Origin of the sequence: Brevundimonas sp. KM4 (assembly GCF_000964075.1) — a bacterium.
GTDB classification, from domain to species: Bacteria; Pseudomonadota; Alphaproteobacteria; order Caulobacterales; family Caulobacteraceae; genus Brevundimonas; species Brevundimonas huaxiensis.
The window spans coordinates 16,499-43,066 of the sequence record NZ_JZRG01000021.1 but is presented as its reverse complement, the minus strand read 5'-3'; the positions used below and the strand labels follow the sequence as shown (position 1 = coordinate 43,066).

At 66.5% G+C, this 26,568-nt stretch carries 29 protein-coding genes; 14 read left to right on the top strand and 15 right to left on the bottom strand.

All coding sequences use genetic code 11. The annotated features are described in order from the left end of the window. Positions 1-34: 34 nt before the first annotated feature. The 3 genes from VH88_RS11925 to VH88_RS11915 all read left to right on the top strand — a co-directional run bounded on the left by VH88_RS11925 (position 35) and on the right by VH88_RS11915 (position 2,523). Positions 35-1,159: a DUF2336 domain-containing protein gene (locus tag VH88_RS11925; RefSeq protein WP_052689581.1), complete on the top strand. Its 1,125-nt coding sequence runs from the start codon at positions 35-37 to the stop codon at positions 1,157-1,159. Between the two features lie 55 nt (positions 1,160-1,214). Beyond that, positions 1,215-1,985: an NAD kinase gene (locus tag VH88_RS11920; RefSeq protein ID WP_045811450.1), complete on the top strand. Its 771-nt coding sequence runs from the start codon at positions 1,215-1,217 to the stop codon at positions 1,983-1,985. 61 nt (positions 1,986-2,046) lie between these two features. Beyond that, a complete protein-coding gene (locus VH88_RS11915; protein ID WP_045811487.1) occupies positions 2,047-2,523 on the top strand; it encodes a hypothetical protein in 477 nt (158 codons plus the stop codon). Positions 2,524-2,576: 53 nt separating this feature from the next. Here VH88_RS11915 and VH88_RS11910 read toward each other — a convergent pair whose 3' ends face one another. Together VH88_RS11910 and VH88_RS11905 are read right to left on the bottom strand one after the other, a co-directional pair. After that, positions 2,577-3,716 carry a DUF2336 domain-containing protein gene (locus tag VH88_RS11910; protein WP_045811449.1) on the bottom strand — a complete coding sequence of 380 codons (1,140 nt, stop codon included), beginning with the start codon at positions 3,714-3,716 and terminating at the stop codon, positions 2,577-2,579. 88 nt (positions 3,717-3,804) lie between these two features. Then, positions 3,805-4,602, bottom strand: coding sequence for a transglycosylase SLT domain-containing protein (locus VH88_RS11905; RefSeq protein WP_026108427.1), 798 nt, complete (start codon positions 4,600-4,602; stop codon positions 3,805-3,807). A 166-nt stretch (positions 4,603-4,768) separates the two neighbouring features. On the opposite strand from VH88_RS11905, the gene VH88_RS11900 reads away from it, so the two are divergent. Further along, complete coding sequence (locus VH88_RS11900) at positions 4,769-5,500, top strand: TonB family protein (RefSeq protein ID WP_045811448.1); 732 nt, start codon at positions 4,769-4,771, stop codon at positions 5,498-5,500. Here VH88_RS11900 and VH88_RS11895 read toward each other — a convergent pair. Further along, positions 5,497-6,510: an FAD-binding oxidoreductase gene (locus VH88_RS11895; RefSeq protein WP_231576670.1), complete on the bottom strand. Its 1,014-nt coding sequence runs from the start codon at positions 6,508-6,510 to the stop codon at positions 5,497-5,499. The genes VH88_RS11900 and VH88_RS11895 overlap by 4 nt on opposite strands. Before the next feature lie 48 nt (positions 6,511-6,558). After that, entirely contained in the window at positions 6,559-8,406 is a 1,848-nt protein-coding gene (locus VH88_RS11890; RefSeq protein ID WP_045811486.1) for a phosphoenolpyruvate carboxykinase (GTP), read from the bottom strand. A gap of 282 nt (positions 8,407-8,688) precedes the next feature. Here VH88_RS11890 and VH88_RS11885 point away from each other — a divergent pair, with 282 nt between their 5' ends. Further along, complete coding sequence (locus VH88_RS11885) at positions 8,689-9,237, top strand: DUF938 domain-containing protein (RefSeq protein WP_231576669.1); 549 nt, start codon at positions 8,689-8,691, stop codon at positions 9,235-9,237. Here the strand turns inward: VH88_RS11885 and VH88_RS11880 are convergent, their stop codons facing one another. Continuing rightward, positions 9,238-9,729 carry a hypothetical protein gene (locus tag VH88_RS11880; RefSeq protein WP_231576668.1) on the bottom strand — a complete coding sequence of 164 codons (492 nt, stop codon included), beginning with the start codon at positions 9,727-9,729 and terminating at the stop codon, positions 9,238-9,240. A 279-nt stretch (positions 9,730-10,008) separates the two neighbouring features. Here VH88_RS11880 and VH88_RS11875 point away from each other — a divergent pair, with 279 nt between their 5' ends. After that, complete coding sequence (locus VH88_RS11875) at positions 10,009-10,788, top strand: pseudouridine synthase (RefSeq protein WP_045811446.1); 780 nt, start codon at positions 10,009-10,011, stop codon at positions 10,786-10,788. A gap of 11 nt (positions 10,789-10,799) precedes the next feature. On the opposite strand, the gene VH88_RS11870 is transcribed toward VH88_RS11875, so the two are convergent. The 8 genes from VH88_RS11870 to VH88_RS11835 form a co-directional block, all read right to left on the bottom strand. Then, positions 10,800-11,552 (bottom strand): ATP12 family chaperone protein, encoded by a 753-nt coding sequence (locus VH88_RS11870; protein ID WP_045811445.1) that lies wholly within the window; start codon positions 11,550-11,552, stop codon positions 10,800-10,802. A 17-nt stretch (positions 11,553-11,569) separates the two neighbouring features. After that, positions 11,570-13,069: a putative 2OG-Fe(II) oxygenase gene (locus tag VH88_RS15410; protein ID WP_052689580.1), complete on the bottom strand. Its 1,500-nt coding sequence runs from the start codon at positions 13,067-13,069 to the stop codon at positions 11,570-11,572. Then, the gene (locus VH88_RS11860; protein ID WP_045811444.1) at positions 13,066-14,091 is read right to left on the bottom strand and encodes an RluA family pseudouridine synthase; all 1,026 of its coding nucleotides are present in this window, start codon (positions 14,089-14,091) and stop codon (positions 13,066-13,068) included. Before VH88_RS11860 ends, VH88_RS15410 begins: the two co-directional genes overlap by 4 nt. Beyond that, on the bottom strand, positions 14,088-14,483 hold the full coding sequence (crcB, locus tag VH88_RS11855; RefSeq protein WP_039247210.1) for a fluoride efflux transporter CrcB: 396 nt from the start codon (positions 14,481-14,483) through the stop codon (positions 14,088-14,090). Before crcB ends, VH88_RS11860 begins: the two co-directional genes overlap by 4 nt. Positions 14,484-14,523: 40 nt before the next feature. After that, positions 14,524-15,012, bottom strand: coding sequence for a hypothetical protein (locus tag VH88_RS11850; RefSeq protein WP_045811443.1), 489 nt, complete (start codon positions 15,010-15,012; stop codon positions 14,524-14,526). Between the two features lie 64 nt (positions 15,013-15,076). Beyond that, a complete protein-coding gene (locus tag VH88_RS11845; protein ID WP_045811442.1) occupies positions 15,077-15,799 on the bottom strand; it encodes an RluA family pseudouridine synthase in 723 nt (240 codons plus the stop codon). Positions 15,800-15,838: 39 nt separating this feature from the next. After that, on the bottom strand, positions 15,839-16,282 hold the full coding sequence (locus VH88_RS11840) for a hypothetical protein (RefSeq protein ID WP_045811441.1): 444 nt from the start codon (positions 16,280-16,282) through the stop codon (positions 15,839-15,841). Positions 16,283-16,353: 71 nt separating this feature from the next. Beyond that, complete coding sequence (locus VH88_RS11835) at positions 16,354-17,670, bottom strand: replication-associated recombination protein A (RefSeq protein WP_045811440.1); 1,317 nt, start codon at positions 17,668-17,670, stop codon at positions 16,354-16,356. A gap of 74 nt (positions 17,671-17,744) precedes the next feature. Between VH88_RS11835 and VH88_RS11830 the strand changes: the two genes are divergently transcribed. After that, entirely contained in the window at positions 17,745-18,167 is a 423-nt protein-coding gene (locus VH88_RS11830; RefSeq protein ID WP_039247195.1) for a VOC family protein, read from the top strand. A 4-nt stretch (positions 18,168-18,171) separates the two neighbouring features. On the opposite strand, the gene VH88_RS11825 is transcribed toward VH88_RS11830, so the two are convergent. After that, complete coding sequence (locus VH88_RS11825) at positions 18,172-19,575, bottom strand: Do family serine endopeptidase (protein ID WP_026108432.1); 1,404 nt, start codon at positions 19,573-19,575, stop codon at positions 18,172-18,174. A 220-nt stretch (positions 19,576-19,795) separates the two neighbouring features. Between VH88_RS11825 and ettA the strand changes: the two genes are divergently transcribed. From ettA to VH88_RS11805, 4 genes are read left to right on the top strand one after another with little or no spacing between them, the layout of a single operon-like run. Next, positions 19,796-21,463: an energy-dependent translational throttle protein EttA gene (gene ettA / locus VH88_RS11820; protein ID WP_045811439.1), complete on the top strand. Its 1,668-nt coding sequence runs from the start codon at positions 19,796-19,798 to the stop codon at positions 21,461-21,463. 24 nt (positions 21,464-21,487) lie between these two features. Continuing rightward, positions 21,488-21,715: a DUF433 domain-containing protein gene (locus tag VH88_RS11815; RefSeq protein WP_045811482.1), complete on the top strand. Its 228-nt coding sequence runs from the start codon at positions 21,488-21,490 to the stop codon at positions 21,713-21,715. An 8-nt stretch (positions 21,716-21,723) separates the two neighbouring features. After that, entirely contained in the window at positions 21,724-22,044 is a 321-nt protein-coding gene (locus VH88_RS11810; protein WP_185224776.1) for a DUF5615 family PIN-like protein, read from the top strand. Continuing rightward, on the top strand, positions 22,041-22,967 hold the full coding sequence (locus VH88_RS11805) for a 2-hydroxyacid dehydrogenase (RefSeq protein ID WP_045811437.1): 927 nt from the start codon (positions 22,041-22,043) through the stop codon (positions 22,965-22,967). The genes VH88_RS11810 and VH88_RS11805 overlap by 4 nt, the downstream gene beginning before the upstream one ends. Before the next feature lie 2 nt (positions 22,968-22,969). Here the strand turns inward: VH88_RS11805 and VH88_RS11800 are convergent, their stop codons facing one another. Then, on the bottom strand, positions 22,970-23,359 hold the full coding sequence (locus VH88_RS11800; protein ID WP_045811436.1) for an EF-hand domain-containing protein: 390 nt from the start codon (positions 23,357-23,359) through the stop codon (positions 22,970-22,972). Between the two features lie 119 nt (positions 23,360-23,478). Between VH88_RS11800 and VH88_RS11795 the strand changes: the two genes are divergently transcribed. Genes VH88_RS11795 through VH88_RS11785 form a run of 3 tightly spaced genes read left to right on the top strand, consistent with a single transcriptional unit; the run spans position 23,479 to position 26,473 of the window. Next, positions 23,479-24,438 carry a metalloregulator ArsR/SmtB family transcription factor gene (locus VH88_RS11795; protein WP_045811435.1) on the top strand — a complete coding sequence of 320 codons (960 nt, stop codon included), beginning with the start codon at positions 23,479-23,481 and terminating at the stop codon, positions 24,436-24,438. Beyond that, positions 24,438-25,394, top strand: coding sequence for a methylenetetrahydrofolate reductase [NAD(P)H] (gene metF / locus VH88_RS11790; protein WP_045811434.1), 957 nt, complete (start codon positions 24,438-24,440; stop codon positions 25,392-25,394). Before VH88_RS11795 ends, metF begins: the two co-directional genes overlap by 1 nt. Further along, entirely contained in the window at positions 25,391-26,473 is a 1,083-nt protein-coding gene (locus tag VH88_RS11785; protein WP_045811433.1) for a homocysteine S-methyltransferase family protein, read from the top strand. Before metF ends, VH88_RS11785 begins: the two co-directional genes overlap by 4 nt. The last annotated feature ends 95 nt before the right edge of the window (positions 26,474-26,568 follow it).

The window sequence follows — 26,568 nt, the reverse complement described above, 5'->3', positions numbered from 1 at the left end:
TGGGTAAGCATCGTCGCCGGTTCGGGGAGCCGCCTTGTCTGTCGTTCAACTGGAGCCGCCCCGCGACGCCTGGGACGACCGGACTGTGTCTGAGCTTCTGGCGCTGGCCAGCAGCCGTTCGGCCGACGATCGTCAGCGCCTGCTGTTGAAGGTCACTGCGCTGTGTGAATCCAATCCGCCGCCGCCCAAGGTCGCGCCGCTGCTCAGCGACATTTTCCTCGCTCTGACAGCCCAGGCCGAGCGGGATATTCGCCTAGCCCTGTCCGAACGGATCGCGGGCGTCGATTGGGCGCCGCCTGCCCTGGTCAACATGCTGGCGTTGGATGAGATCGAGATCGCCCGCCCGGTTATAACCTCCAGCCCGCTTCTTCAGAACGCCGACCTGATACGCCTGCTGATCGAGGCGACGCTGGAGCATCAGATCGCCGTCGCCCGGCGCCCGCAGCTGGCGCGGCCGGTCGTGGACACGATCGTCGATCGCGCCGAACCCGTCACCATGACAGCGCTGGCGTCCAACCGCACGGCCGACATTGGCGAAGAGGCCATGCGCAAGCTGGTCGATCACTCCCGCCGCATCGCGGGCCTGCGCGCGCCGTTGACGCGTCACCCCAGGCTGAACGAGCAATTGGCTCAGCAGCTTTATCAATGGGTCGGCCAGGCTCTGCGCCAGTCGATCGGCGAACGCTTCCGCATCGACGACGCCCAGTTGAACGCGGCGGTTCAGGACGCGGCGGCGAAGGCCGTCGGCAGCCCGGACTGGCGCGCCATGCCCGCCCGCATGACCGAGGATCGCACACGCATCGACGCGGAACGACGACTGGTTGAAAAGCTTCAAGCCGCCGGCCAGTTGCGCCCCGGCCTGCTGGTCCGCGCGCTGCGAGAACAGCGTTTCGAACTGTTCGAACAGACCTTGGCGGTCCTGGGCGGCTTTAGCGAGGCCCAGGTGCATCACGCCATCCGCGCGCCGACCGCCGAGCCGCTTTATCTGGCCTGCATCGCTGTGGGCGTAGACAAGGCCGTCTTCGCCTCCCTTCTGGTCGAGGTGCGCAAACTGTCGGGCGGAATGCCTGCCGACGGCGGCTGGAAGGCCACGCCTATGAGCGCGCACGCCGCCTCTCGCGCCTTCCATCAGATGATGCACAAGCCCGCGAACGTTTGACTCTGCGCCTAAGCTCGGGCCACGTCGCCAAGTGATTCAGTCAAGCCCCTCTCCCGTGCCGTCGTCGCCCCGATTGGCCTTCGTCGCCAGCGACCGGCCCGAAGCCCAGGCTGCACGCAAGGCCTTGATCGCCCGCTATGGCGCCGTGCCCGAAGACGAGGCCGATGTGATCGTGGCCCTGGGCGGCGACGGGCAGATGCTGGAAACCCTTCACGGTAACCTGCGCCAGCGCACGCCGGTGTACGGTATGAACCGGGGGTCGGTCGGCTTTCTGATGAACGATTACGACGACAACGGTCTGCTGGAGCGAATCGCGACGGCTGAAAGAACGGTCATCCACCCGCTTCAGATGGACGCCTGGACCGAAAGCGGCGAGGTGCACACCGGCCTGGCCATCAACGAGGTGTCGCTGTTGCGCCAGACACGCCAGTCGGCCAAGCTCCGGATCACCGTCGACGAGCGCGTGCGGCTGGAAGAGCTGTCCTGCGACGGCTGCCTCGTCGCGACGCCTGCAGGATCGACCGCCTATAACCTGTCGGCTCACGGCCCGATCATCCCATTGGACGCTCGTATCCTGGCCCTGACGCCGATCAGCGCCTTCCGGCCCCGTCGCTGGCGCGGCGCCCTGTTGTCGCACGGCGCCAAGGTGCGGTTCGAGGTCTTGGAGGCCGACAAACGCCCGGTTTCGGCGACCGCCGACAACTTCGAGGTCCGCCGCGTCGCCCGCGTCGAGGTGCGCGAGCGTCGTGACGTCACCCTGACCATGCTCTTCGATGCGGGCCGGTCGTTCGACGAACGGGTGATGGCCGAACAGTTCGCCAACTGATCGGTCACGGCTTCTTAAGCCCGCTACCGTATCTTGGCCTGAACGTCCTATGGAGCCCGCCATGAGCAATCCGGCGCAGATCACCCCTCCGACCAACTCGCTGCGGCTCAAGGTCGGCGGCGGCTTCGGCATCAACGCCGACGCCATCGCCAAGGCTGAAGAGGCGCTGAAAGCCATGTCGGCCCAGTTCGGCCAATGGCTGAACGACGAGATCGTCAAGCTGGACAAGGCCCAGGCCGAAATCCGTGAGCAGGGCTACACTCCCGCCACCGCCGAGGCCCTGTATTTCCGGGCTCATGATCTGAAGGGTTTGGGCACGACCTATGAATATCCGCTGGTGACGCGCATCGCCGGTTCGCTGTGCAAGATGCTGGACGACGCCGATCGCCGCATGACTGCGCCCATCGCCATCCTGGACGCGCACATCGACGCCATCCGCGCCGTCGTCCGCGACCAGATCAAGACCGACGAACATCCGACCGGCCGCGCTCTGGCCGAGACTCTGGAAGCCCGCGTCGCAGATCACCTCGCAGGCTGATCGTCCCTCCAGCCGTTTGCGAAAGGCCCGTCGTCTCCGGCGGGCCTTTTTTCTTAGGCCGCGTTGGCGGCGGCCAGGCTGAGCGACGGCGACTGATCCAGCCGCTCCATCAGATAGGCCAGATCATCGCGCAGGACGGCCGGACGCTGGGTCAGGAACCGCTCCAGCATCTGATCACGGAAATAGGCGCTCGACGTATCGATCCCCTCCGCCGCCAGCGCACGCCAGGTGTCGACGCCCGCACGGAAGGCCTGGAACAGGCGCGGCGGCAAACCCGCGCGATCATAGATGGCCTTCAGCCCCAACGGACCGGCGTCATGCACCATCAACCAGGCGCGGTGATGCGGCGTGTTGGCCAGTTCGGCCAGCCCATATTCGAACATCGCCATCTGACCCCGCGCCAGTCCGCGCAACAACAGAGAAGCGTTCAGGACGCGACGGGCGTTCAACTGGGCCATGAAGGCCGCCAGATCGGTGCTGACGCTGGCCTGATCGACCAGATCGACCGTCATCCGCTCACGAGAGTATTGGGCCAGACGGATAGCGGTTTCCGGCGCCACAGCGTGATGGCTGATCAGATGTTCGCGCACCGCTTCGCTGGCCAGTTGGATCAACCGTTCTGTCACATGCAGCGGCAGGACCTGGCGATAGGCCACGGCGGTCAGGACTTCGGGCGCTTCGGCGAAACGGTCGACGACGGTGGCCAGCGCGCCTTCGGACAGGTCGGCGTTGTCGTTCGCCGCTAAGGTGCGAACCGACTGCTCGCATCCTTCCGCCGCCAGCACCGTTGCGACATCGCGCGACACCCGCGCCCGTCCCGCCACGGCGACTTGGCGCACGACCGATCCGGCACGCACAATCTCGATCAGATCCTCGTCGCTGAACGCTGGCGACGAGGCGATGATCGGCAGGGCGATGCTGTCCAGATCACCGGCCAGTTTGCGCGCCACGTCATGGGGAATCAGATCGGACGCCTTCAGCGTGACGGCCATGGCGCGACGCACCAGTTCGGCCGCGTCATTAGCCAGCAGACGCAGGATTTTCTGCGCCGCCGCCCGGTCGTCCTCATTCAGTTTCGCGCGCTCCATGTTGCGGCACAGCTTGTGCGCCGCCTCGGCCCGCTCATCGTCGTCCGTCGCCTTGATCAAGCGTCGAATGTCCACTTCTGTCAGGCGGGCGCGGAAGGCGGTCATGGACGGCTCGTGATGGAATCGGACGTTGATCCCAGAATGAGACTGCCATGCTTAACGGGCGGTTTACCATCGGTTGCAATGCAACGACTCAGGTTGTTTCCTTGCCATTGGGCGAGAAAGCGCCGCCGAAGCCGCTGCTGGATGATCCATCCTGACCGAGCAGTAGCGCAAGCAGCCCTTGATCCTGCTTCAGCCGATCCAGACGCGCGGCCAGCATCTGATCCTTGTCGCTCAGATTCGGCACGGCGTATTTCGTCTCGCCGGCTCCAGCGGCGGGTGCGCCCTCGCCGGCTGTGCGCTGCAGATTGGCGTGGACCTCGGCGACCGTGGCGGCGCGTCCATTGCGATAGAAGATGCTGCGATTGGCCCGCGCGGCGTCCGGGAACAAGGCAGCGGCGCTGCCGCCCGGATTGCGATCCATCGCCTCCATCAAACCGGCGGCCCCGGCCGGCCCCAAGAAATGAGCCGCGTACAGATCACCGGCGCCCGGTTCCTTGCCGGTGCGGCCGCGCAGATAGGCGGCGTTGGACGCCGTCAACTCAGCCGCCATGGTCGAGGCCGCATGAGGATCGAACCGCAGGTCCAGCACCACATTGCGCGCCGAACCCTCGACGCGCCAACGTCCGTCCGACCCGCGATGGATCAGGTCGGCGTACTGGCCGTAGCCGTGCTGGGCCCCGTGCTGCTTGACCGTGCCTAGCCAGGTCTGCTCGATGAATTGAAACAGGCCGGCGGCCGAAGAGGTCGGGGCCTTGGCCGACGGATTCATCGCGCTCTCGCGCCGCGCGGTCTTGACCAGGAAGTCATAGTCCACGCCAACGGCGTTCGACGCGCGCCGGATGGCCGCTTCTACCCCGCCTGTCGATGGAATCGCTCCGATACCCATGTGCGAAGGGTCGGCGAACGTAGTTAATCAACTCTTAATTCTTAACAGCCGCGTTAACGCCTCGACCTTCGTCGAACGGGAAAACTTCGCCGTAAAGCCGCCACAACCTGAGCGCTCAACTTCCAGTTACGGGCGCTGCGGGGGCGGTGAACGAGGGAGTGACGTTATGATGATCCGTGCTGCCGGTGGTCCCGGCTTGATCAGCCCGATCGACTTCGGGGAACGCAAGAAGCCTATCCCGCGGTGGATGCTGGGCGCCATCGGCGTCTCGGTGGTCCTGCACGTTGCGGCGGGGGTGGCGCTGTATAATCAGCGGTTCGAGTTGAGTGCGGCGCCCATCGAAGACATCCTCGACCCGCCGGTCTCGGTGATGATGGCGCCGCCCAAACCCAAGCCCTTGCCCTCGCCTGAAACGGCGGCGCCGCCAACGCCGATTCACAAGTCGGCGATCCCCGTGCCCTCGACGGTGCAGACGATCCCGCTGACGCCGCCCGAGCCGGGCGTCGTGACCGCTCAACCCGGTCTGCCGACCATCAGCGTCGCCCCCACCGGCGTCGAAGGCGGCACGGCGACCGTCGAGACGCCGCCGCGCCCGCCGTCGGTGATCAACAACCCGACCTGGGCCAGTCGCCCATCGGCGGCGCAGATGGCGCGGGCCTATCCGACTCGCGCGGCGGAAAACGGCACGCCGGGTTCGGCGACGCTCAGTTGCGTGGTCAATGCGGACGGCGGCCTGAACGGCTGCCGGGTCGTGGGAGAGACGCCGAGCGGCCAGGGCTTCGGCCGCGCCGCGCAGAGCCTGACGCGGTCGTTCCGCATGAACCCGCGCACCGTGGACGGCCGACCTGTCGACGGCGCGACCGTCAACTTCACCGTCCGGTTCGCGATGGAGGGCTAGAACCGACCAGGGTTAAGGGCGCGGGCGTGCGGCGACGCCGTCCGCCCCTCGATCGCATCGGCGACCACGGCGCCGACCAAGGGCCCCAGCAGCCAGCCGTTTCGACGCGGCGCCAAGGCCATGAACAAACCCTCTTCACCAGGCGCCGCGCCCGCGAGCGGCAGACCATCCGCCGTCGCGCCCCGGATTCCGACGCGCCATTCGATAGACAGCGGCTCAGGCGACCGACCCAGCGCAGCCCAAGCCGCCTCGGTCAGACGTTCCGACGCCTTGGCATCCGGCGCCATATCCCGCCGCCCCGGCTCCATAGTTGCTCCGATGACCGCGCCAGACGCCATCGGCGCGACATAGGCGCCCGGCCCGCGCACGACATGATCGACAAGATGTCCGGCGGCGACGCCGATCTGTCCCCGGATCGGCTCGATATCTGCGATCAAACGGCGCGCGGTCTCGGGCAGACCCACGACAGCGTCACCGGCGCCCATTGCCAGCACGACCGCCTCCGCATCCAGCCACTGATCGCCGACTTCGAGCCGCCAGCCGCCATCGGTGCGGGCGATCGTCGTCACCCTTCCCGCGATCACAGCCTCGCCCAGCGACTGCCTCAGCGCCTCTAGAGCCTGTGCTGGCTGGACCTGATAATCGTCATCGGTCGTGACGCCGACGCCATCGCGCCGCGCGTCGAAGCCCAGCGCGCGCAACCGCGTCTCCATCCCCTTCACATCGCCGCCTCGCCATTCGGCGGGTCGATGCGCCAGAGCGATACCGGCTGCCGTCGCGAACGCGGGCCACAAATCACGGCCTGCTTGAAACAGCCGGGCGCGATCAACCGACACGTCGTCGATTGCCGACTCCATCGCCGGGGCGATCATCCCCGCAGCCACGAGCGAGGCGTTCACCTCGCCCGGATCGACCACTAACACGGTCCGGCCGCGCCGATGCAGCTCGAACGCCGTGCAGAGGCCCAGCACGCCCGCGCCGATAATCACGATGGGAGAGGAAGACGTCACGGGCCGTCTGATCGACCCGCAACGCCCCTATTGCAAGATGGCTTTCGCCTATTCCGCCGCCATCGAGGCCGCGCCGGCGTCGTCCAGACGCGCGACCAGGGCCGCGTGCTGGTTCCACAGGGCGGTCGGCAGTCGATCGCCGAACTGGCGATAGAAGTCGGGGATCAGCGCCGCCTCTTCGACCCAGACGCCCGCATCCACGTCCAGCAGGGTCGACAATTGCGCCGGCGTCAGGTCCAGGCCTGACAGGTCCAAGGCCGTGACTGACGGCACGCGCCCGACCGCCGTATCGACCGCCTCGGCGTCGCCGTCGATCCGCTCGCTGATCCACTTCAGCACGCGCGCATTGTCGCCGAAACCGGGCCAGACGAAACGGCCGTCCTGATCCTTTCTGAACCAGTTGACGAAGAAGATGTGCGGCAGCTTCGAGGCGTCTCGCCCCTGACCCATCTTCAGCCAGTGGGCGAAATAGTCGCCCATGTTGTAGCCGCAGAACGGTAGCATGGCGAAGGGATCGCGGCGCAGTTCGCCCACCTTGTTCTCGGCCGCTGCGGTGCCTTCGGACGCCACGGTCGAGCCCATGAAGACGCCGTGTTCCCAATCGAAGGCTTCGGTCACCAGCGGCACGGCGCTGGCGCGGCGGCCGCCGAACAGGATCGCGTCGATCGGCACGCCCCTGGGATCTTCCCATTCCGGCGCGATGGCCGGGCATTGGCTGGCGGGCGCCGCGAAACGGGCGTTGGGGTGGGCGGCGGGTTCGCCGGACGCGGGATCGTGCGGACGACCCTTCCAGTCGGTCAGGCCTTCGGGCGTCTCCTTGGTCAGACCCTCCCACCATACATCGCCATCGCTGGTCAGGGCGGTGTTGGTGAAGATGGTGTTGGAGGCCAGGGTCTCCAGCGCATTGTGATTGGTGTTGCGGCTGGTGCCCGGCGCAACGCCGAAGAAGCCGGCCTCGGGGTTGACCGCATACAGCCGCCCGTCGTCGCCGAACCGCATCCAGGCGATGTCGTCGCCGATGGTCTCGGCGGTCCAGCCCGGCAGGCTGGGTTGCAGCATGGCCAGGTTCGTTTTGCCGCACGCGCTGGGGAAGGCGGCGGCGACATATTTCGCCCGGCCCTTCGGATCCGTCAGCTTCAGGATCAGCATGTGCTCAGCCAGCCACCCCTCGTCGCGAGCCATGATCGAGGCGATGCGCAGGGCGTAGCATTTCTTGCCCAACAGGGCGTTGCCGCCATAGCCCGAACCATAGGACCAGATTTCCCGCGTCTCGGGGAAATGCACGATCCACTTGTCGTCGTTGCAGGGCCAGGCCACGTCCGCCTGACCGTTGGCCAGCGGCGCGCCCAGCGTATGGACGGCCGGCACGAAGACGCCCTTATCGCCCAACTGATCCAGCGCCGGCTTACCCATGCGGGTCATCACACCCATCGACAGTGCGACATAGCCGCTGTCAGTGATCTCGACGCCCAGGGCGCTGATCTTGGACCCCAGCGGTCCCATGCAGAACGGGACGACGTACATCGTCCGCCCGGCCATGCAGCCGTCGAACAGGCCGTCAAGACGCTCACGCATCTCGATCGGATCGGCCCAGTTGTTGGTAGGGCCGGCGTCAGCTTGGTCATCCGAGCAGATGAAGGTGCGGCTCTCGACCCGCGCCACGTCGCGGGGATCAGAGGCGGCGTAGTAGCAGCCCGGCCGCTTGGTCTGATCCAGCGCCTTCAACGTACCCTTGGCCAGCAGGTCGGCGGTGATGGCCTCTTTCTCGGCTTCGGAGCCGTCGCACCAATGGACCTTGGCGGGCTTGGTCAGGGCGGCGATCTGCTCGACCCAGGCGATCAGCCCGGCATGGGCGGTGGGCGCCGGGCGCAAGCCGGGCGTGAATGGATTGGACAAGGACGTCTCCTGAGCAAAAAGAGTCTGGCGATCTGACGCCGCCATGACCCGACACATAACGATCACGCACTGTTACAAGCGGAATGCGCCGTCGTTTCCGCCACGTCAAACCGCGCACGAAAGCGCCGATGTCCACCGGTGTCGTCGGCAAAAGATCGCAGATGCGATCGCAGCGTCGGAGCGGTAGAAGGGCCTGTGCAAACACTGGATTCGCTCACTGTGCTGCCTGACGGCGCGCTCACCTCGCCTGCCGCGCGTCGAAACGCCGAGGCGATTCTTCGCGTGCTCCGCGCCCATTTGCCGGCGCGTGGATCGGTGCTTGAGATCGCGTCCGGATCGGGCGAACACGCCGCCGCCTTCGCCGCCGCCCTGCCGGATCTGGATTGGACGCCCAGCGACCCCAGCGACCAGGCCCGCGACAGCATCGCCGCCTGGAGCCGTCAGTTCGCTATGTCGAACCTGAACCCGCCGCTGGCCCTCGACACCGGCGACCCTATGACTTGGCCGACCGACACGTTCGACGCTCTCTGTTGTGCGAACATGACGCACATCAGCCCCTGGTCGGCGACCGAGGGGCTGATGGATCTGGCCGGTCGGGTCTTGAGACGCCCCGGCGGCCTGCTGGCGCTTTATGGCCCCTACCGCGAGGCCGAGGTTCCGCTGGCGGACTCGAACGCGGCCTTCGACGCCAGCCTGAGGGCGCGAAACGTAGACTGGGGTTTGCGTGATCGCGAAATGGTCGAGGCCCTTGCCCACTCGCATGGCCTTGCGGCCACGCTGCGGGTCCAGATGCCCGCGAACAACCTGATCCTGCTGTTTCGCGCCGTCTGATCAGACGATCGCGCCGACTAGCTTCGACAACTCGGCTCGCTCGTTCAGCAGGGTCACTCCCCCGTCCTTGAACACCGCGCCCTCGGCATTGGCTGACACGCCGAAGCTATCGGCCGCCAGCGCGACGCCGTCCGCGAAAGCGATAACTGTCAGGCCGTTGGCGCGCGCCAAGTCGATCAGCGACCGCACGGCCGCCAATGACGCCTCATCCATCGAACCGCCCGGCACGACCAGACCCTTCAAACGCTCCTCGGCGATGTCCTTAGCTGTCGCGGTGGCCAGCACAGTCACGCCGCCAGCGATCAGGCTGGCGTCGCCCGTCGAGATCGGGGCCAGGCCCACGCCCTCGGCCCGCAACGCGCCCTCCACGTCGCCTAACTCGCCAAACGCCATGTCACGCCGCATCACCAGCCCCATGCGCAGACGGGTAGGAACAGGACGGTTGTAGCCAGTGCGACGGGGGCCTGCGGAAGATTTGTTTTGAGCGAACAAGACGTCTCCTTGAGATGTTTAAATACTGATCCAGATCCGACAAGCGACGCTGTCGAACCACCCACGCCGATGACCAGAAAAACGAAAATCGACGGGCCCGACGCGTGTCGTCCCGCACTCTGGATCATTTGTGGAATGCCGCCAGATATAGTGGCGATCCCGTCTGGATCAACCTGCCAGTTCGAACAGACTCGCCTTTCTGATCCTGAAAACGGCGACCCGCTTGCTCGCGATCCCGCCCGGCTTTAGACACCCGCATCGACTGGACGACGGAATCGCATGGCCTTCACCCGCACCTATGACGGCGACGAACCCGTTCGCGTGAACAAATGGCTGGGCCAGACCGGCGTCTGTTCGCGGCGCGAGGCCGATACCCTAATCGCCAATGGTCTGGTCTCCATCGATGGCGATACGATCAGCGACGCCGGCCGAAAGATTCAACCCGGCGAAACCCTGACCCTGAACGACACCGCCCAAGCGGCCTTGGCGACGGGCATGACGCTGGTGCTGCACAAGCCGGTAGGTTACGTCTCGGGCCAGCCCGATCCCGGCAAGATCCCGGCCGTGCGATTGCTGAAGACGCCCAATCGTATCGGCGAGGGCGACACGCCTGCCCGCGACGCCTCTCTTCCCCCGATCGGTCGATTGGACGAAGATTCGCGCGGCCTGCTGCTGCTGTCATCGGACGGCGTCGTCGCCAAGGCGGTGATCGGCCCGGCGTCCGAGCTGGACAAGGAATATCTGGTCGTCGTCGAAGGCCAGATCACCGAAGGCAAGCTGAGCAAGCTGCGCCACGGCCTGTCGCTGAACGACAAGCCGCTGAAGCCCGCCCGCGTCACCCAGACCGGTCCGCATAGCCTGCGTTTCGTCCTGACCGAGGGCAAGTATCGCCAGATCCGCCGCATGTGCGAACTGGTCGGGCTGGAAGTCGTGGATCTCTATCGCATCCGCATCGGTCCGCTGGAGCTGGGCGATCTGCCGGAGGGCCGCTGGCGCCATCTGACCGACCAGGAACGCGCGATGCTGATCGCGGCCTCGACGACGCCGCCAGCGCCCTAAACCGAGGCCCCCTAAGCGAGCGCTCTGAACCACCGGTCCAGCAGTTGGGCCTCCGCGCGGCGCGCCTCGGTGCGTTCGGCGGCCTCGGCGTCCACGCCCCACTGCTCTTCCTGGAACAGCTCGTCGATCCGCGACAGGTCGAACGCCGTCCCGCCATCCAACGCCCCCTGCTCCACCGCCAAGGCCAATACGGCCGACCCCAGCAGAGGCACGGCCGTCGCCAGTCCGGTCAGGCGGAAGTCGTCCAACGACAGGGCAAGCGCCTTGACCCGCGCGATGGCGTTGGGCGACTGCGGCCGATGCACGATGCCTTCGACCGGCTCCAGCGCCACGCCCATCTCCCGCGCGGCCCAGTCGCGCCAAGGCCTCCACTGCCGCGCCTGCCGTTCGACCAGCGGCGTCGGATGATCAGCCAGATAGCAGACCACGTCCGATCCGGCATAGGCCGCGATTTCGTCCGCCACCGCCTCTCGCGCCTGACCGATCCGGTCGATCGCGGTCGAGGCCAAGCGCGTCGCCGGCATGGTCGATGGATCCAGAAACTGCCCTTGCGCCGCCCATTCGTCGGCGACCAACTGCGCCGCAGCCTGCGTCGGTAAGACCAACGCCGCCTTAGCCGGTGTCTTGGGCGCACGGCCGTCCAACAGCACGGCCCAGCCCCCGTCTCCATGAGGCCCGACGCCTGCCTCGGTCCAGAAGCGGGAGATGCGATCCGGCGACTGTTCGACGAAACGCGGGCGATGCGGGGCGGGTTGATCGGTCATCAGAACGTCCGTTGGAGTCAGGCCGGCACGACGTCGAACGCCAGCGTCAGACGCGACGCCTCGCCGCCGAACGGCTGGGTGCCATGCCACATATAGGAAGGAAACAGCACCAAGGTGCCGGGTTGGGGCTGCACATAGTGTTCTGCCGCCAAGCTCGGCAGGCCGGGCGGCGCGCCGAACCGCAACCAGCCCTCGCGCCCCTCGCCCTGCACCGCCGGCGGCAGTTCGATATGGCAGGCCGAGGACAGCCAGCCGTTCGAATGGATATGGTCAGCGTGAAACCCGTTCGGCCTCAACCGCACCGACCAACTGCCCTGGATGCGATAGTCGCCCGTATTGCGCGCTCTCAGCGGATCGTCACCACGGCCCAGCGCCGCAATATAGTCGCGGATCGGCTTGTCGATGGCCTGGAAGAAGGCGCGAATGGCCGGATCGTCGTTCTGGGCCAGGGACGCGCTGGTCTGCGATCCCCCGCGCAGCGACTGGCCTACCGGATGGGTCTTCAATGTGTGCAGATCGTGCAGCGCCTTCGCCAGATCGACCAGATAGGCCTCCAGCGACGCCCACCCTTTCGGCGCCTCCAGCCGAAACGGCCGCACGAAGGCGTCGTAGTCATACAGTTCACGGTATCGAGGATCGCCCAGCATCCGCCACGCCGTCGCCTGAAAGGCCAGCACATGCTGGTTCAGCGGCTCGCGCGCCCTTAACGCTTCAGTGGTAGCGAGCGCCGCCTTAGCCTGCTCCAGCGCCAGCAGACATTCGGCCTGGGTCACCATGATCGCCGGGACCTCGCCGCCGGCCAGCGCCGCTGCCCGGTTTGCGTGGTCCAGCGCCCGGCCCGGGTCCCGCGTCAGGCACGCCTGCGCCGCCGCCAATTCCCCCGGCCCATCCAGCGGCCCGGCGACCAGGGTGTGATAGGCCCGCTCGCCCTGCCCTGCATAGTCCAGCAGCTTCGCCTTGATATGTCGCAGCAAAGGCGTCGCCGGCGATACGGCGATGGCGGCGTCCAGCGGCGCGCAGGCGCCCTCCAGATCGGCATCCCTCATCCAGATCAGCTGGCTGAGATCGCGCAGCGCGTCGCCATAGCCGGGCCGCCGCAGCAGCGCCTGACGATAGGCGTCCTCGGCCTCTTCGAAGCGGCTCTGCGCCTGCAACGCCCGCGCCAGCACCAGCCAGGTTTCCGGCGCATCGCCGCTTATGGACATAGCGGCGCGACACGCGACCTCGGCCTCGGCCGCCCGCCCGAGATCGCCGAAGGTGGACGCCAGATTATGCCACGCCGGCACGCTCTGCGGCCGAACGGCGACGAGGCGCTGCGATAGCGCCGCACTGTCGTCCAGACGCCCCGCCCGCTTCGTCAGATCGGCCTGCACTGACAAGGCCTGCCACGGCGCATCGGCCTGCTGCACTATCGGCGCCAGCATATCCAAGGCCGCGTTAAGCTGCCCGGCGGCGGCCAGAGCCTTGGCCCCTTCGACCCTCGCCTGCCAAACCTGCGCCTGGAGGCCCGACGTCACCGGATTCGCTTCACGCCCAGGAAGGGATCGTCTTCGGCCTCGTCCTCGGAGAAACCGAAGTGGGCGAAGCCGGCCTTCATCTCGGGGCTCAAAGGGGCGGTGACCTTGAGAACGCCGCCGCGCGGGTGGTCCAGTTCGATGCTGCGGGCGTGCAGTTGCAGCTTCAGCGGGCCTGACAGTTCGCGCGATTTCTCGTCGCCGTATTTCGGATCGCCCAGGATCGGATGGCCGATCCCCGCCATATGGGCGCGCAGCTGATGCGTCCGGCCGGTGAAGGGGCGCAGCGCCATCCATGACGCCCGGTGCGAGGCGCGGCTGATGGTCGAGAACGCCGTTTCGGCCGGTTCGGCGCGCGGGTCCTTGCGCTCGGCCGGGCGCATCATCTCGAAGTCGTTGATGCCGGTCTTCTTCAGCGGCATGTCGATCTGGCCCGAATAGGGTTTCGGATTGCCGATGACGATGGCCCAATAGGTCTTCTTGGCCTGCCGACGCGCAAAGGCGCCCGCCAGTCGCTTTGCCGCCTCCGGCCCCTTGCCCAGCAGCAGCACGCCGGACGTGTCGCGGTCCAGCCGGTGGACCAGGCGCGGTCGCTCCAATCCCTCGCCCCAGGCCGACAGCAGACGATCGACGTGACGGCTCGTCTTGGTCCCGCCCTGCACCGCCAGGCCATGCGGCTTGTTCAAGGCGATGACCATGTCGTCTTCATACAGCACCAGCGACTTGGCGAAGGCGATGTCCCTTTCGGACAAGGTGTGGGCGTCGCCCGCCTGTCGTGATGTATCGTCCGGAATCGGCGGCACGCGCACGGCGGCGCCGGCGGTCAGCCGGCCTTCGGGTTTGATGCGGGCGCCGTCCACGCGAATCTGACCGCTGCGGGCCATCTTCTGCACCTGGATGTTGGACAGGTGCGGCCAGCGCCGGCGGAACCAACGATCCAGCCGGATGCCGTCCTCGTCCTCGGCGACATAGATCGTCAGGACCTCGCGTTTAGGCGCATCTGCTGCGGGCGGCTGATCGGTCAAGCGGGAACTCCAAAGGCGCGGCGGGCGACCATAAGGCCGACGAACAGGGCCGCGATCGCCAGAACCACCGAGCCGATCACATAGGCCGCGGCCAGACCGATCTGGCGTCGCTCGATCATCTGCACCGCTTCCAGCGAATAGGACGAAAAGGTCGTGAACCCGCCCAACACGCCAACGGCGGCGAACAGGCGCACCATCTCCTGCTGCGCCCCGCCCCGGAACGCCAGCCAGCCGACGAGCAAACCCATCAGCAGACCCCCGGCGACATTGGCGGCGAAGGTGCCCACGGGCCAACCGGCATTGGGTGCGAGCCGCCCGGCGGCGAGGCCAAGGCCATAGCGCGCCATGGAGCCGATGGCGCCACCTGCCGCAACGAGAAGAAAACGTGTCATCGTGCGGCGATATATACGCCGCCCGCGCCGAAAGCGATGGTCAGCGCGGGATGGAGCTCTGGACCGCGCGCGCGTCATAGGCGTTCGGACGATCCGGCTTCTGGCCGCGTCCCAAAACGACTTCCAGCGTCGTCGAGGTCGGCTGCGGTCCGCTGAAGTTCAGACCGACGCCCACGCCGACGCCCGAGGCCGAATAGCCGCCATATCGGCTGCTGCCGCCGCCGATGGAAACGCTCGGGCTGACGCCGCCTGCGCCTCCCGGCCGCCCGTCGGTCCAGCTCTGCGTCACCTCGAACCAGTCGTAGCCTTGTTCGGTGGTCAAGTCGGCAGCGCGCACCAGCGCCCAATCAGCGACACGGCCCGCGGCGCCGACGCCGTTGTAGGTGACACGATAGCGGTTGGATTCGATCCGCTGCTCGGAATACCCCTGCCCGTTCGGGCCCATCTGCGCCCCATAGGGCGCCAGGCTGGCGCAGGCGGTCAGGGCCAGGGCGGAAAGACCGGTCAGGCCGAGGGCGAGACGCTTCATCGGAGGTATCCTTTCAACGACATAGCGCCAAAGCGCGCACGGCGTTCCCTGAACCGCCCGCGCCCTAAAGACCCAGCGCCGTTCTCAGCGTCGCGAAATCCTCGGGCGGCGGCGCTTCGACGGTCGTCGTCCCGCCCTCCGGATGCGGAAAGGTCAGTTTGGCGGCATGCAGCATCAGCCGCGGCGCCGGCCCGACCGGCGTGGTCAGCGCGCCGCCGTAGCGCACGTCCCCGATCAACGGCCGACCGATATGGGCCATGTGCACACGCAGCTGATGCATCCGCCCGGTCAGCGGCTCCAGCTCGACCACGGCCCCTTCAGGTCCTGCGGCCAAGGTCCGATAGCGGCTCTGCGACCCTTGCGCGCCCGGCGCGTCAAAGGCGACGACCCGCATGTAGCTTTCGCGCCCGATCTCCTCGCGGCGCAACGGCGCGTCGATGGTCGCCGCCTTGGGATCAGGCGCGGCCGACAGCAGGGCCAGATACTGTTTCCTGAAACGCCGCATCTGCAACGCCTTGCCCAGAAAACTGGCAGCCGGCTTGGTCTTGGCCGCCAAGATCACGCCCGAGGTGTCGCGATCCAGCCGATGCACCAACTCCGGTCGCTTGCCGTTCGAACGCGCGAACGCCCAAAGCAAGTCATCTAGCGTATGGGCCTTGATCCGCCCGCCCTGACTGGACAGGCCCGGCGGCTTTGAGAAGGCGATGACGTGCGCATCCTCGTGGATCACCCACGACCGGACGGCGGCGATATCATCTGATGATAGATCGGCAGGAACGCGGGTCACAGCGCGTCCATACGCGACGGCGCGCCCTGCGTCAGCCCATCAGCGCAGCACGCCGCGTTTGCGCATATTGAACGCATAACCAAACAGTAGAACCGCAATCAGCACGATGACGATCGGCATCCAGCTCATGGCCGCCAGTTCGGGCGGCGCCGGCGGCGGAGGATCGATCAACTTGCCATAGATCAGGCTGATCAACGCGCCCAGCAGCGACAGACCGAAGGCCGGAACCGCCCAACGCCGGCGCAAAAGCAGCATCACCGAACCGATCACCGCACCCCAGACCCCCAGCGTCCACGGCACACACATCCAGCCGGGCATGGCCTCGTAATAGGCGACCATGGCGTCGTCGAAACCCGCCGCCCTCATATAGGCCTCATCCCGCGTCGTGGTCTGGATGAAGTCGAACGCGCCGAACCCATTCCATAACAAAGACAACACGCCCACCAGCCACAGATGCCAGGGCGTTTTCACCGTCTCGATCATCGTCCCCTCCCAAGGATGTCAGGCCGGAACGCTAACCCCCTTATCAACTGGCGACAATGAACAGGGTTCAGTCAGTCGCCGGACGCGTCCGCCCCCAGCCGTGCTCGCATCTCGGCCCAGCGCTCCAAACGCGCCTTGACCTTCTCCTCGTGCCCTTCGCCTTTGGGCTTGTAGAAGGTGCGACGGTCCATCTCGTCGGGGAAGAAGTTCGCGCCGGAGAAGCCCTCGGGCGTGTCGGGGTCGTATTGATAGCCCTTGCCGTACCCCAGCGACTTCATCAGCTTGGTCGGGGCGTTGCGGATATGGGCGGGCGGCATAAGCGACCCTGTCTCATAGGCCGCCTTCTTGGCCGCCTTGAACGCCTCATAGACCCCGACCGACTTGGGCGCCGTGGCCAGGTGAACCACCGCCTGAGCCAAGGCCAGTTCACCCTCGGGACTGCCCAGGAAATCGTAGGTGTCCTTGGCCGCGTTGGCGACCAAGATCGATAGCGGATCGGCCTCGCCGATGTCCTCGACCGCCATCCGCACGATCCGCCGCGCCAGATACAGCGGATCCTCCCCCCCGTTCAGCATGCGCGCCAGCCAATAGAGCGCCGCGTCGGGATCGGAGCCCCGAACCGATTTATGCAGGGCGGATATGAGGTTGTAGTGTTCTTCTCGGCTCTTGTCGTAGGCGGGCGCCCGGCGTTGCAGCACGCCCGCCAGCCCCTGAACGTCCAGCTTTTCGCCCTCAGGCAGGTCGAACAGCACCTCCGACATGGTCAGCAGATACCGCCCGTCGCCGTCGGCTAGGGCCAGCATCGCCTGCCGCGCTTCCGGCGTCAGCGGCAGGGTCCGGTCCATATGCGTCTCGGCCCGGCTCAGCAGCTGATCCAAGGCAGCATCGTCCAGCCGCTTCAGCACATAGACCTGACTGCGCGACAGCAAGGCGCCGTTCAGCTCGAAGCTGGGGTTCTCGGTCGTGGCCCCGACCAAGGTCACCACCCCCGCCTCGACGAACGGCAAAAACCCGTCCTGCTGAGCGCGGTTGAAACGGTGGATCTCGTCCACGAACAGCAGCGTGCTCTGTCCCGCCGCACGCCGCATCCGTGCCGCCTCGAACGCCTTCTTCAAGTCGGCGACGCCCGAAAACACCGCGCTAATCGCCTGATATTCGTATCCCGCCGCCTGCGCCAGCAGCCGCGCAATCGTGGTCTTGCCCGTCCCCGGCGGTCCCCACAGGATCATCGAGCCCAACCGCCCGGCCTCGATCATGCGCCGGATCGGCCCGCCTGACCCCAGCAGATGATCCTGCCCCACCACCTCGTCCAGCGTGCGCGGACGCAGGCGGTCGGCCAAGGGGGCGTCGGGGGGCAGAATGCCGGAAGCTTCGAACAGGTCGCTCATGGGTGCGACCTATGTAGGCGTTCGCCAAAGGCTTTTCACGCGTTAGTATGGCGAACCGCCACGGAGAACGCCCCATGACCGACGCCAATCCGAACCAGGGTCCGACTTCCGGCGTGACGCCGCACCTGACCATCCCGTCGCGCGGGGCCTCTGCGGCGATCGACTTCTACATCATCGCCTTCGGTGCCGAGGTTCTGGATCGCCGTCTCGCGGACGACGGCGATCGGCTGATGCATGCCCACCTGCGGATCAACGGCGCCAGCGTCATGTTGAATGACGAGTTTCCGGAATACGGCGGCTCGCAGGATGTCCGCCCGGCCGGAGTGACCCTGCACCTTCAGGTCGCCGATCCCGACGCCTGGTGGACCCGCGCCATGACCGTCGGCGGCGCCGAACCCGTTCTGGACATGGCCGATCAGTTCTGGGGCGACCGCTACGGCGTCCTGCGCGACCCCTTCGGCCACACCTGGTCCATCGGCGGGCCGACGAAGGCCTGACGACCTATCGCAGCACGCCGCGGATCTGACGGCCGCCACGGTTGACGACGACCTCCCATGGGCCGCGACCGGAACTGGCAGCCTCGACATCGCGGGCCGAGCCGATGGCGCGGCCATTGATGCTGACGATCAGGTCGTTCTGGCGGAAGCCCGCGCGCGCCGCATAGCCGCGGCCGGACACGCCGGTCACGATGACGCCCGTTGCGAACGGATCGCCGCCCAGGCGGTCCGCCAGAGCGGGGCTGAGCGCCACGACCTCGGCGCCGGCGAAGGGGCCGGACTGGATCGTCACCCCCTGCTTGGGATCGGCGTCGCCCGGCAGGGTCTGAACCCGCGCGGTCAGCGTCTGCGCCCGACCATCGCGAAGGATGGACACCTGCACCTGATCGTTCGGATTGCGCGAGCCGACGCGATAGTTCAGCCCGTTCTGGTCGTTGATCTCCTGACCATCGACGGCGGTGATGACGTCGCCCTGACGAATGCCGGCGCGGGCGGCCGGGCCGTTGGCGTAGACGTCGGTGACGACCAGTCCCTGTGGCCGGCTCAGGCCCAGGCTGCCGGCGATGTCGCCGGTAACGGTGTCGCCCTTCACGCCCAGCCATGGCCGAACCACGGCCGTCGCCCCGCCCAGCGCGCTATCGACGACCCGCTTGACCATGGCCGCCGGCACCGCGAACCCGACCCCGGCCGAGGAGCCCGAGCGTGAGAAGATGGCGGTGTTGATGCCGATCAGGTCGCCGTCCATGTCCACCAGCGCCCCGCCCGAGTTGCCGGGGTTGATGGCCGCGTCGGTCTGGATGAAGGACCCGCTGTCGGAAATGCCGGTCTCGGTCCGATTCAGGGCCGAAATGATGCCGTTCGTCACCGTCTGGCCCACGCCGAACGGATTGCCGATGGCCAGGACCAGATCGCCGACCTGCTGCTCTTCCTGATCGTCGATGGCCAGGACCGGCAGGCGGTCGCTGACGTTTTCCAGCCTCAGCACGGCGATATCGCTGCGCTCGTCGGCCAGGATGACGGTTGCCGGAAACTCTCGCCGGTCGTTCAGCACGACCTTGATCTGCTGGGCGCCGTCGATGACGTGGTTATTGGTCACCACGATCCCGTCCGAACGGACGATGACGCCGGAGCCCACTGACTCGGCCACCCGCGCCTGGGGAATGCCGCCGCCGAAGAATTGGAAGAAGGGATCGGCCTGCACCCGCTGCACGCTGCGCGCTGAGATATTGACCACGGCCGGCGCGGCAGATCGCACCACGGGCGCGAAGCTGGACTTCATCCCCGCCGCATCGGCCGGGGCGGTGCGTGTCGGCTGGGCGAACTCGCCCTCCTGCGCCTTGGAGTTCGAGGGATTGCCGCATGCCGACAGGGCGAAGGCGGCGGCGAGCACGATCGATCGGGTCTTCATGGGCATCCGAGACTGGGGCATCCGAGACTGGCAAGCGTAGAATGACGCCATTCCGCACCCGGTTTCGGGCCGGATCAAGGCGTGTGACTGTCATCAACGGACAAGCTTTACAGCCGTTCCGTCCGGCCGCCTGCCCGCCATATTTGCCCTTCTCGCGCAGGATCGCTACATCCGGCCAAACCTCCCAATCCGACGAAACCCGAAGGGCGCACCGCACCTCATGGCGCAGCAATATATTTTCCAGATGCAGGGTCTGACCAAGACCTTCCCCGGCGGCCGCAAGATCTTCGAGAACATCTGGCTCAGCTTCTACAACGACGCCAAGATCGGCGTCGTCGGCGTCAACGGTTCGGGTAAGTCCACCCTGCTGAAGATCATGGCCGGCCTGGACAACGAGTTCAACGGCGAGGCCCGCGCGGCCGAGGGCATCAAGCGCGGCTATCTGGAGCAGGAGCCCCAGCTCGATCCGGCTCTTAACGTGCGCCAGAACGTCGAGGCTTGGTGCGAAGAGAAGCAATGGGTCAACCGCTTCAATGAAGTCGCCGCCGAACTGGGCGAGAACTACACCGACGAACTGATGGAGGAGATGACCTCCCTTCAGGAAAAGATCGACGCCGGCGACGTCTGGGACATCGACGCCCGGATCGACCAGGCCATGGGCGCCCTGCGCTGCCCCCCCGACGACTGGGAAGTCACCAACCTGTCCGGCGGTGAGAAGCGCCGCGTGGCCCTGGCCCGGCTGCTGCTGTCCAAGCCCGACATGTTGTTGATGGACGAACCGACCAACCACCTGGATGCCGAATCCGTCGCCTGGCTGCAGCACCACCTGGAAAACTTCCCCGGCTGCGTCATCCTGGTCACCCACGACCGCTACTTCCTGGATCAGGTCACCAAGTGGACGCTGGAGCTGGACCGCGGCAAGGGTCACCCGCACGAGGGCAACTATTCCTCGTGGCTGGAGGCCAAGCAGAAGCGCGTCGTTCAGGAACAGTCGGAATCCGAAGCGCGTCAGCGCGCCCTCACCCGCGAGCTGGAATGGGTCCGTTCGGGCGCCAAGGCCCGTCAGGCCAAGTCCAAGGCCCGTCTGGCCGCCTACGAGCGGATGGTCGAGGAACAGGAATCGATGCGCGGCGCCCAGACGCACGCCCACATCCAGATCCCGCCCGGACCGCGCCTCGGCAACGTCGTTCTGGAAGTCGAGGGTCTGCAGAAGTCGTTCGGCGACAAGACCCTGTTCGACAACCTGACCTTCAAACTGCCGCCCAACGGCATCGTCGGCGTCATCGGCCCGAACGGCGCCGGCAAGTCGACCATGTTCAAGCTGATCACCGGCCAGGAACAGCCAGACGGCGGTTCGATCCGCGTCGGCGAGACCGTCAAGCTGGCCTATGTCGACCAGTCGCGCGACGACCTGAAGCCGGACGAAACCATCTGGCAGGCCATCTCGGGCGGCACCGACGTGATGATGGTCGGCAAGCGCGAGATCAACACCCGCGCCTATGTCGGCAGCTTCAACTTCAAGGGCGGCGATCAGCAGAAGAAGGTCGGCCAGCTGTCCGGCGGTGAGCGCAACCGCGTCCACCTGGCCAAGACCCTGGCTTCGGGCGGCAATCTGATCCTGCTCGACGAACCGACCAACGACCTTGACATCGAAACGCTGCAGAACCTCGAAGAGGCTCTGGAAGAGTTCGCGGGCTGCGCCGTGGTCATCTCCCACGACCGCTGGTTCCTCGACCGCCTGGCCACCCACATCCTCGCCTTCGAGGGCGACGGCCATGTGGAATGGTTCGAGGGCAACTTCGAAGCCTACGAACAGGACAAGATGCGTCGCCTGGGCGCCGACAGCATCATTCCCAAGCGCATCCAGCACCAGAAGTTCGGCCGCTGATCGAACTGTGATAGGATGCGGGACATGAACGATCTTCTGTCCCGCATCACTATCGACCCCGCCCAATGCGGAGGCCGCCCCTGCATACGGGGCATGCGTATCCGTGTGCAGGACGTGCTGGACATGCTGGCCGGCGGATCGAGCGCCGAGGAGATCCTGGCGGATTTTCCCTACCTTGAAGCAGACGATATCCGCGCCAGCCTCGCATACGCCGCAGCCAGCATCGGCGACACCGGCGTAATCGCCGCGTGAACTTCGTCGTGGACGCTCAACTGCCCCTCGCCCTGACCGATTGGTTACGAGCGAAGGGACACGCGGCGGATCATGTTTCAGAAATTCTGACCGTCAACGCGACCGATCAGGCGATCTGGTCTCTGGCCAAGACCGAGGAACGGGTCATCCTGACCAAGGATCGCGATTTCGCGATATGGGCGGCGGACCGTCGATCAGGCCCACAGGTCGTCTGGCTTCGTTTGGGAAATGCGACCCGACGTGCGCTGATCGATTGGCTTGACCCGAAATGGCCTCAAATCGAGCGATGCCTGTCTGAAGGCGTCCACCTCGTCGAGGTTCGCCCATGACCCAACGCCCCGCCGTTCTCATCATGCAGCGGCATCTCGCCCCGCTCTCGGGATTTCTGGAGAGCGCCTACGACGTCTATCGCTTCTGGGAAGGCCCGCCGATCGAGGCCGCCCACGACATCCGCCTCATGGTCGTCGCCGGCGAGGCGCCGCTGGACACGGCGCTGATCGAACGCCTGCCCAATCTCGACCTGATCGCCTGTTTCACCTCCGGCTATGACGGGATCGACATCGACTGGTGCCGCCAGCGCGGCCTGCCCGTCACCCACGCGCCAGGCGTCAATCACGAAGATGTCGCCGATCACGCCCTGGGCCTAATCCTGGCCGCGCGTCGCCAGATCGCCTCGGGCGACCGTCAGGTCCGCGCTGGCGGCTGGACCTTCGAGACCCGCACCATCACGACGTCGCTCGCCGGACAGAAGCTGGGCATCGTCGGCTTGGGCCACATCGGCAAGGCCGTCGCCGACCGCGCCGAGGCCTTCCGCATGGCGGTCAGTTGGTGGGGGCCACGTCCCCATGACGCCAAATGGCCGCGCGCCGACAGCCTGCTGGCGCTCGCCAAGGCCAGCGACATCCTGGTCGTCGCCTGCAAGGCGGACGAGACCAATCGCGGCCTGATTTCGCGGGACATCATCGAGGCGCTCGGCCCCGACGGCCTGCTGGTCAACGTCTCGCGCGGTCAGGTCGTGGACGAGGACGCCCTGATCGCCGCACTGAGATCAGGGACATTGGGTCAGGCGGCCCTGGATGTCTTCATCGAGGAGCCGACAGATCCAGCCCGCTGGGCCGACGTTCCCAATGTCATTCTGACGCCCCACACCGCCGGGGCCACGACCGCCGGAGTGCAGGGCATGCTGATGCTGCTGATCGAAAATCTTCAGGCGCATTTCGCGGGCGGGCCGCTGAAGACGCCCGTCGTCTGACTTCAGCGGGGACGCTGCGGCCGCTCGTCCGCCGTCACCACGCCGTCGCCGTTCTTGTCCATCGCCTTGAAGGCGGCGGCGAGGCCCACATCGAATTCCTCGCGAGTAATGCGTCCGTCCGCATCGGCGTCGAAGCGCGCCAGCATCCGACCGCCGCGTGCATTGGCCAATTCGCTGGCATCGACCACGCCGTCTTCATTGGCGTCCAGACGATTGAACATCTGGGTCATGCGCGCCTGCATCTGGGCCAGGTTTTCGCGCTCCGGCGGCCGCATCTGACCGCCCATAGGCCGCCCTGACATTTCAGCGGCCGGCGCCTCGGGAAAGTCGCTCTGGGCCAACGCCGGACCGGCAGCGGCGACAGCAAGAGCGGCGATGAACAGGCTACGCATGAGATCACTCCAAGACGGGTCTGCTGGCTTTAACGCGCGCACGAACCATTCCCGTCGATGCGTTTCCAAGAAACCGATTTCACTTGCCAAATCATATAAGGATATCTTTATATGAGCATATGAGTTTGTCCGCCGATCAGACTGTTGAAGCCCTCCGCGCCGCCGGCGAACCCACCCGTTTGCGCCTTTTGTCGCTGCTGGCGGGCGAAGAGTTGTCGGTCATGGAAATGTCCCGCATTCTGGACCAGAGCCAACCTCGGGTGTCGCGCCATCTGAAGTTGATGACCGACGCCGGACTGATCGAACGCTTTCCCGACGGCGCCCGCGTCTATTACCGCCTGTCGCACGACGCCCAGGCGCGCCGGTTGATCGACACGGTGCTGGACATCCTGGCCGAGGATGCCGGCGAGGCCGATCATCGGCGTCTGGACGAGGTCCGCAAGGACCGCGAGGAAGCCGCCGCCAGCTATTTTGAACAGGTCGCGCCCCAGTGGGACCGCCTGCGTTCGCTCTACGTCAGCGAAAGCGCTGTCGAGGCGGCGCTGGAACAGGCTGTGGGTCCCGGGCCCTTCGAACGGGTCGTCGATCTGGGCACAGGTTCGGGCCGGATGCTGACCCTGTTCGGCAAGAAGGCCAAGATGTCAGTCGGGCTGGACCTCAGCCAGAACATGCTGAACATCGCCCGCACCAACGTTACCAAGGCGGGCGTGGAGCAGGTCGAACTGCGACACGGCGATATCTTCGCCACCCGCCTTCCCGCCGCCAGCGCCGATCTGGTGATCGTCCATCAGGTGCTGCACTACCTGTCCGATCCGTCCGCCGCCGTCGCCGAGGCCTCGCGTCTGGTCAGCCCGGGCGGTCGCCTGGTCATCATCGACTTCGCCCCGCATGACTTCGAACATATGCGTGAGGCGCATCAGCATCGGCGCCTCGGCTTCGCCGACAGCGAGATCAACGGCTGGCTGCTCGACGGCGGCCTGACGCCATCGGCCCCCATCGCCCTGCCCCACGACGCCGAGGGCCTGACCGTGACCATCTGGACGGCGGAACGCCGCGTCCAGGACAGAAAGACCGCCTGATGGCCTCCTCCGCCTCCCTCAACCTGGCCGACGCCCGCGCCCTGCTGCTGTCGCCGCTTGGCCCGGTGGCCCGCGCCGGATCGAACCGCGACGCCGTGCGCGTTTCGTTCGAATTCTTTCCGCCCAAGACCGATGAGGCCGAGGCCAACCTGTGGAAGGCGATCCGCCGTCTGGAGCCTCTCAACCCCGCCTTCGTCTCGGTTACCTACGGCGCCGGCGGTTCAACCCGCGAGCGGACGCACCGCACGGTCCAGCGCATTATCACGGAAACTTCGCTGCGCCCTGCCGCCCACCTGACCTGCGTCGAGGCCAGCCGTGACGAGGTCGATGAGGTCATCGAAGGCTACAAGACCATCGGCGTCGATCACATCGTGGCGCTGCGCGGCGATCCCCCCGGTGGCGCTGGCATCGGCGGCGTCTATCAGCCGCGCGCCGACGGCTACGCCAACGCCACCGAACTGACCGCCGCCATCAACCGCATCGGCGGGTTCGACGTCACGGTCGGCGCCTATCCCGAGCGCCATCCCGAAAGCCCCTCCATCGATCACGACATCGAGGTGCTGAAGGCCAAGGTCGACGCCGGAGCCACTCGCGCCGTCAGCCAATTCTTCTTCGACATCGACGCCTTCCTGCGGTTCCGCGACCGGGTGCGCGCGGCGGGCGTCACCATCCCCCTGATCCCCGGCGTCATGCCGGTGTCGAACTTCGCAGGCCTGAAGCGGATGTGCGGCGCGTGCGGCGCCAGCATCCCCGACTGGCTGAAGGCGCATTTCGACGGACTGGACGACGATCCCGAAACCCGCAAACTGCTGGCCGCTTCCGTCGCCGCCGAGACTTGCGCGCGTCTGCAGGAAGAGGGCTTCTCGGACTTCCACTTCTACACCCTGAACCGCGCCGACCTGGTCTATGCGATCTGTCGCGTGTTGGGCGTGCGTGAGACGGCGGCAGCGCAATGACCCGCGCAGAACGCATCGCCGCCCTGCATCAGGCGGCCAAAGAACGCATCCTGGTCCTCGACGGCAGTTGGGGCGTGATGATCCAGCGTCGCGGGCTGGACGAGGCCGATTTCCGCGCCGACCGCTTCGTCGCCGCCAACGGCTATAACGAAAAGCACCAGATGAAGGGGAATAACGACATCCTCTGCATCACCAGGCCCGATGTCATCGCCGACCTGCACGACCAGTATTTCGCCGCCGGCGCCGACATCTCCGAGACCAACACCTTCTCCGGCACCACCATCGCCCAGGAGGACTACGCCCTGGACGCCCAGGCGGTGTGGGACATCAATCTGGAAGGCGCAAAACTGGCCCGCGCCGCCGCCGACCGCTGGACGGAAAAAGAGCCGCACAAGCCCCGCTTCGCCGCCGGTTCGATCGGCCCGCTGAACAAGATGCTGTCGATGTCGTCCGACGTGAACGACCCCGGCGCCCGCAGCGTGACCTTCGACCAGGTCTATGAGGCCTATCGCCATCAGGTGAAGGCGCTGAACGAAGGCGGCGTCGATCTCTATCTGATCGAAACCATCACCGACACGCTGAACTGCAAGGCCGCGATCAAGGCGATCAAGGATCTGGAAGACGAGGGACTAGACGCCCTGCCCATCTGGATCAGCGGCACCATCACCGACCGCTCGGGCCGCACCCTGTCGGGCCAGACGGCCGAGGCCTTCTGGAACAGCGTGCGCCACGCCAAACCCTTCGCCGTCGGCTTCAACTGCGCCCTGGGCGCCGACCTGATGCGCCCCTTCATCGCCGAGCTGAGCCGTGTCGCCGACACCCTTGTCGCCGCCTATCCCAACGCCGGCCTGCCCAACGCCATGGGTCAGTACGACGAGGAGCCGCACGAGACCGCCCACTTCATCGAGGAATGGGCCGCCTCCGGCCTCGTCAACATCGTCGGCGGCTGTTGCGGCACGACGCCGGATCACATTCGTCACGTCGCCGAAGAGGTCGCGCCGCTGAAGCCGCGCGCCATCCCGGCACGGCCCGTGGCCTTGCGGCTATCGGGGCTTGAACCGTTCGAGATGGTGGCGTGATGGCCGCGTCGAATAATCCTCCCCCGCCCCTTTGCGGGGGAGGGGGACCACGAAGTGGTGGAGGGGGTGAACACGCGCGCCCCGTTGGCCGGTTC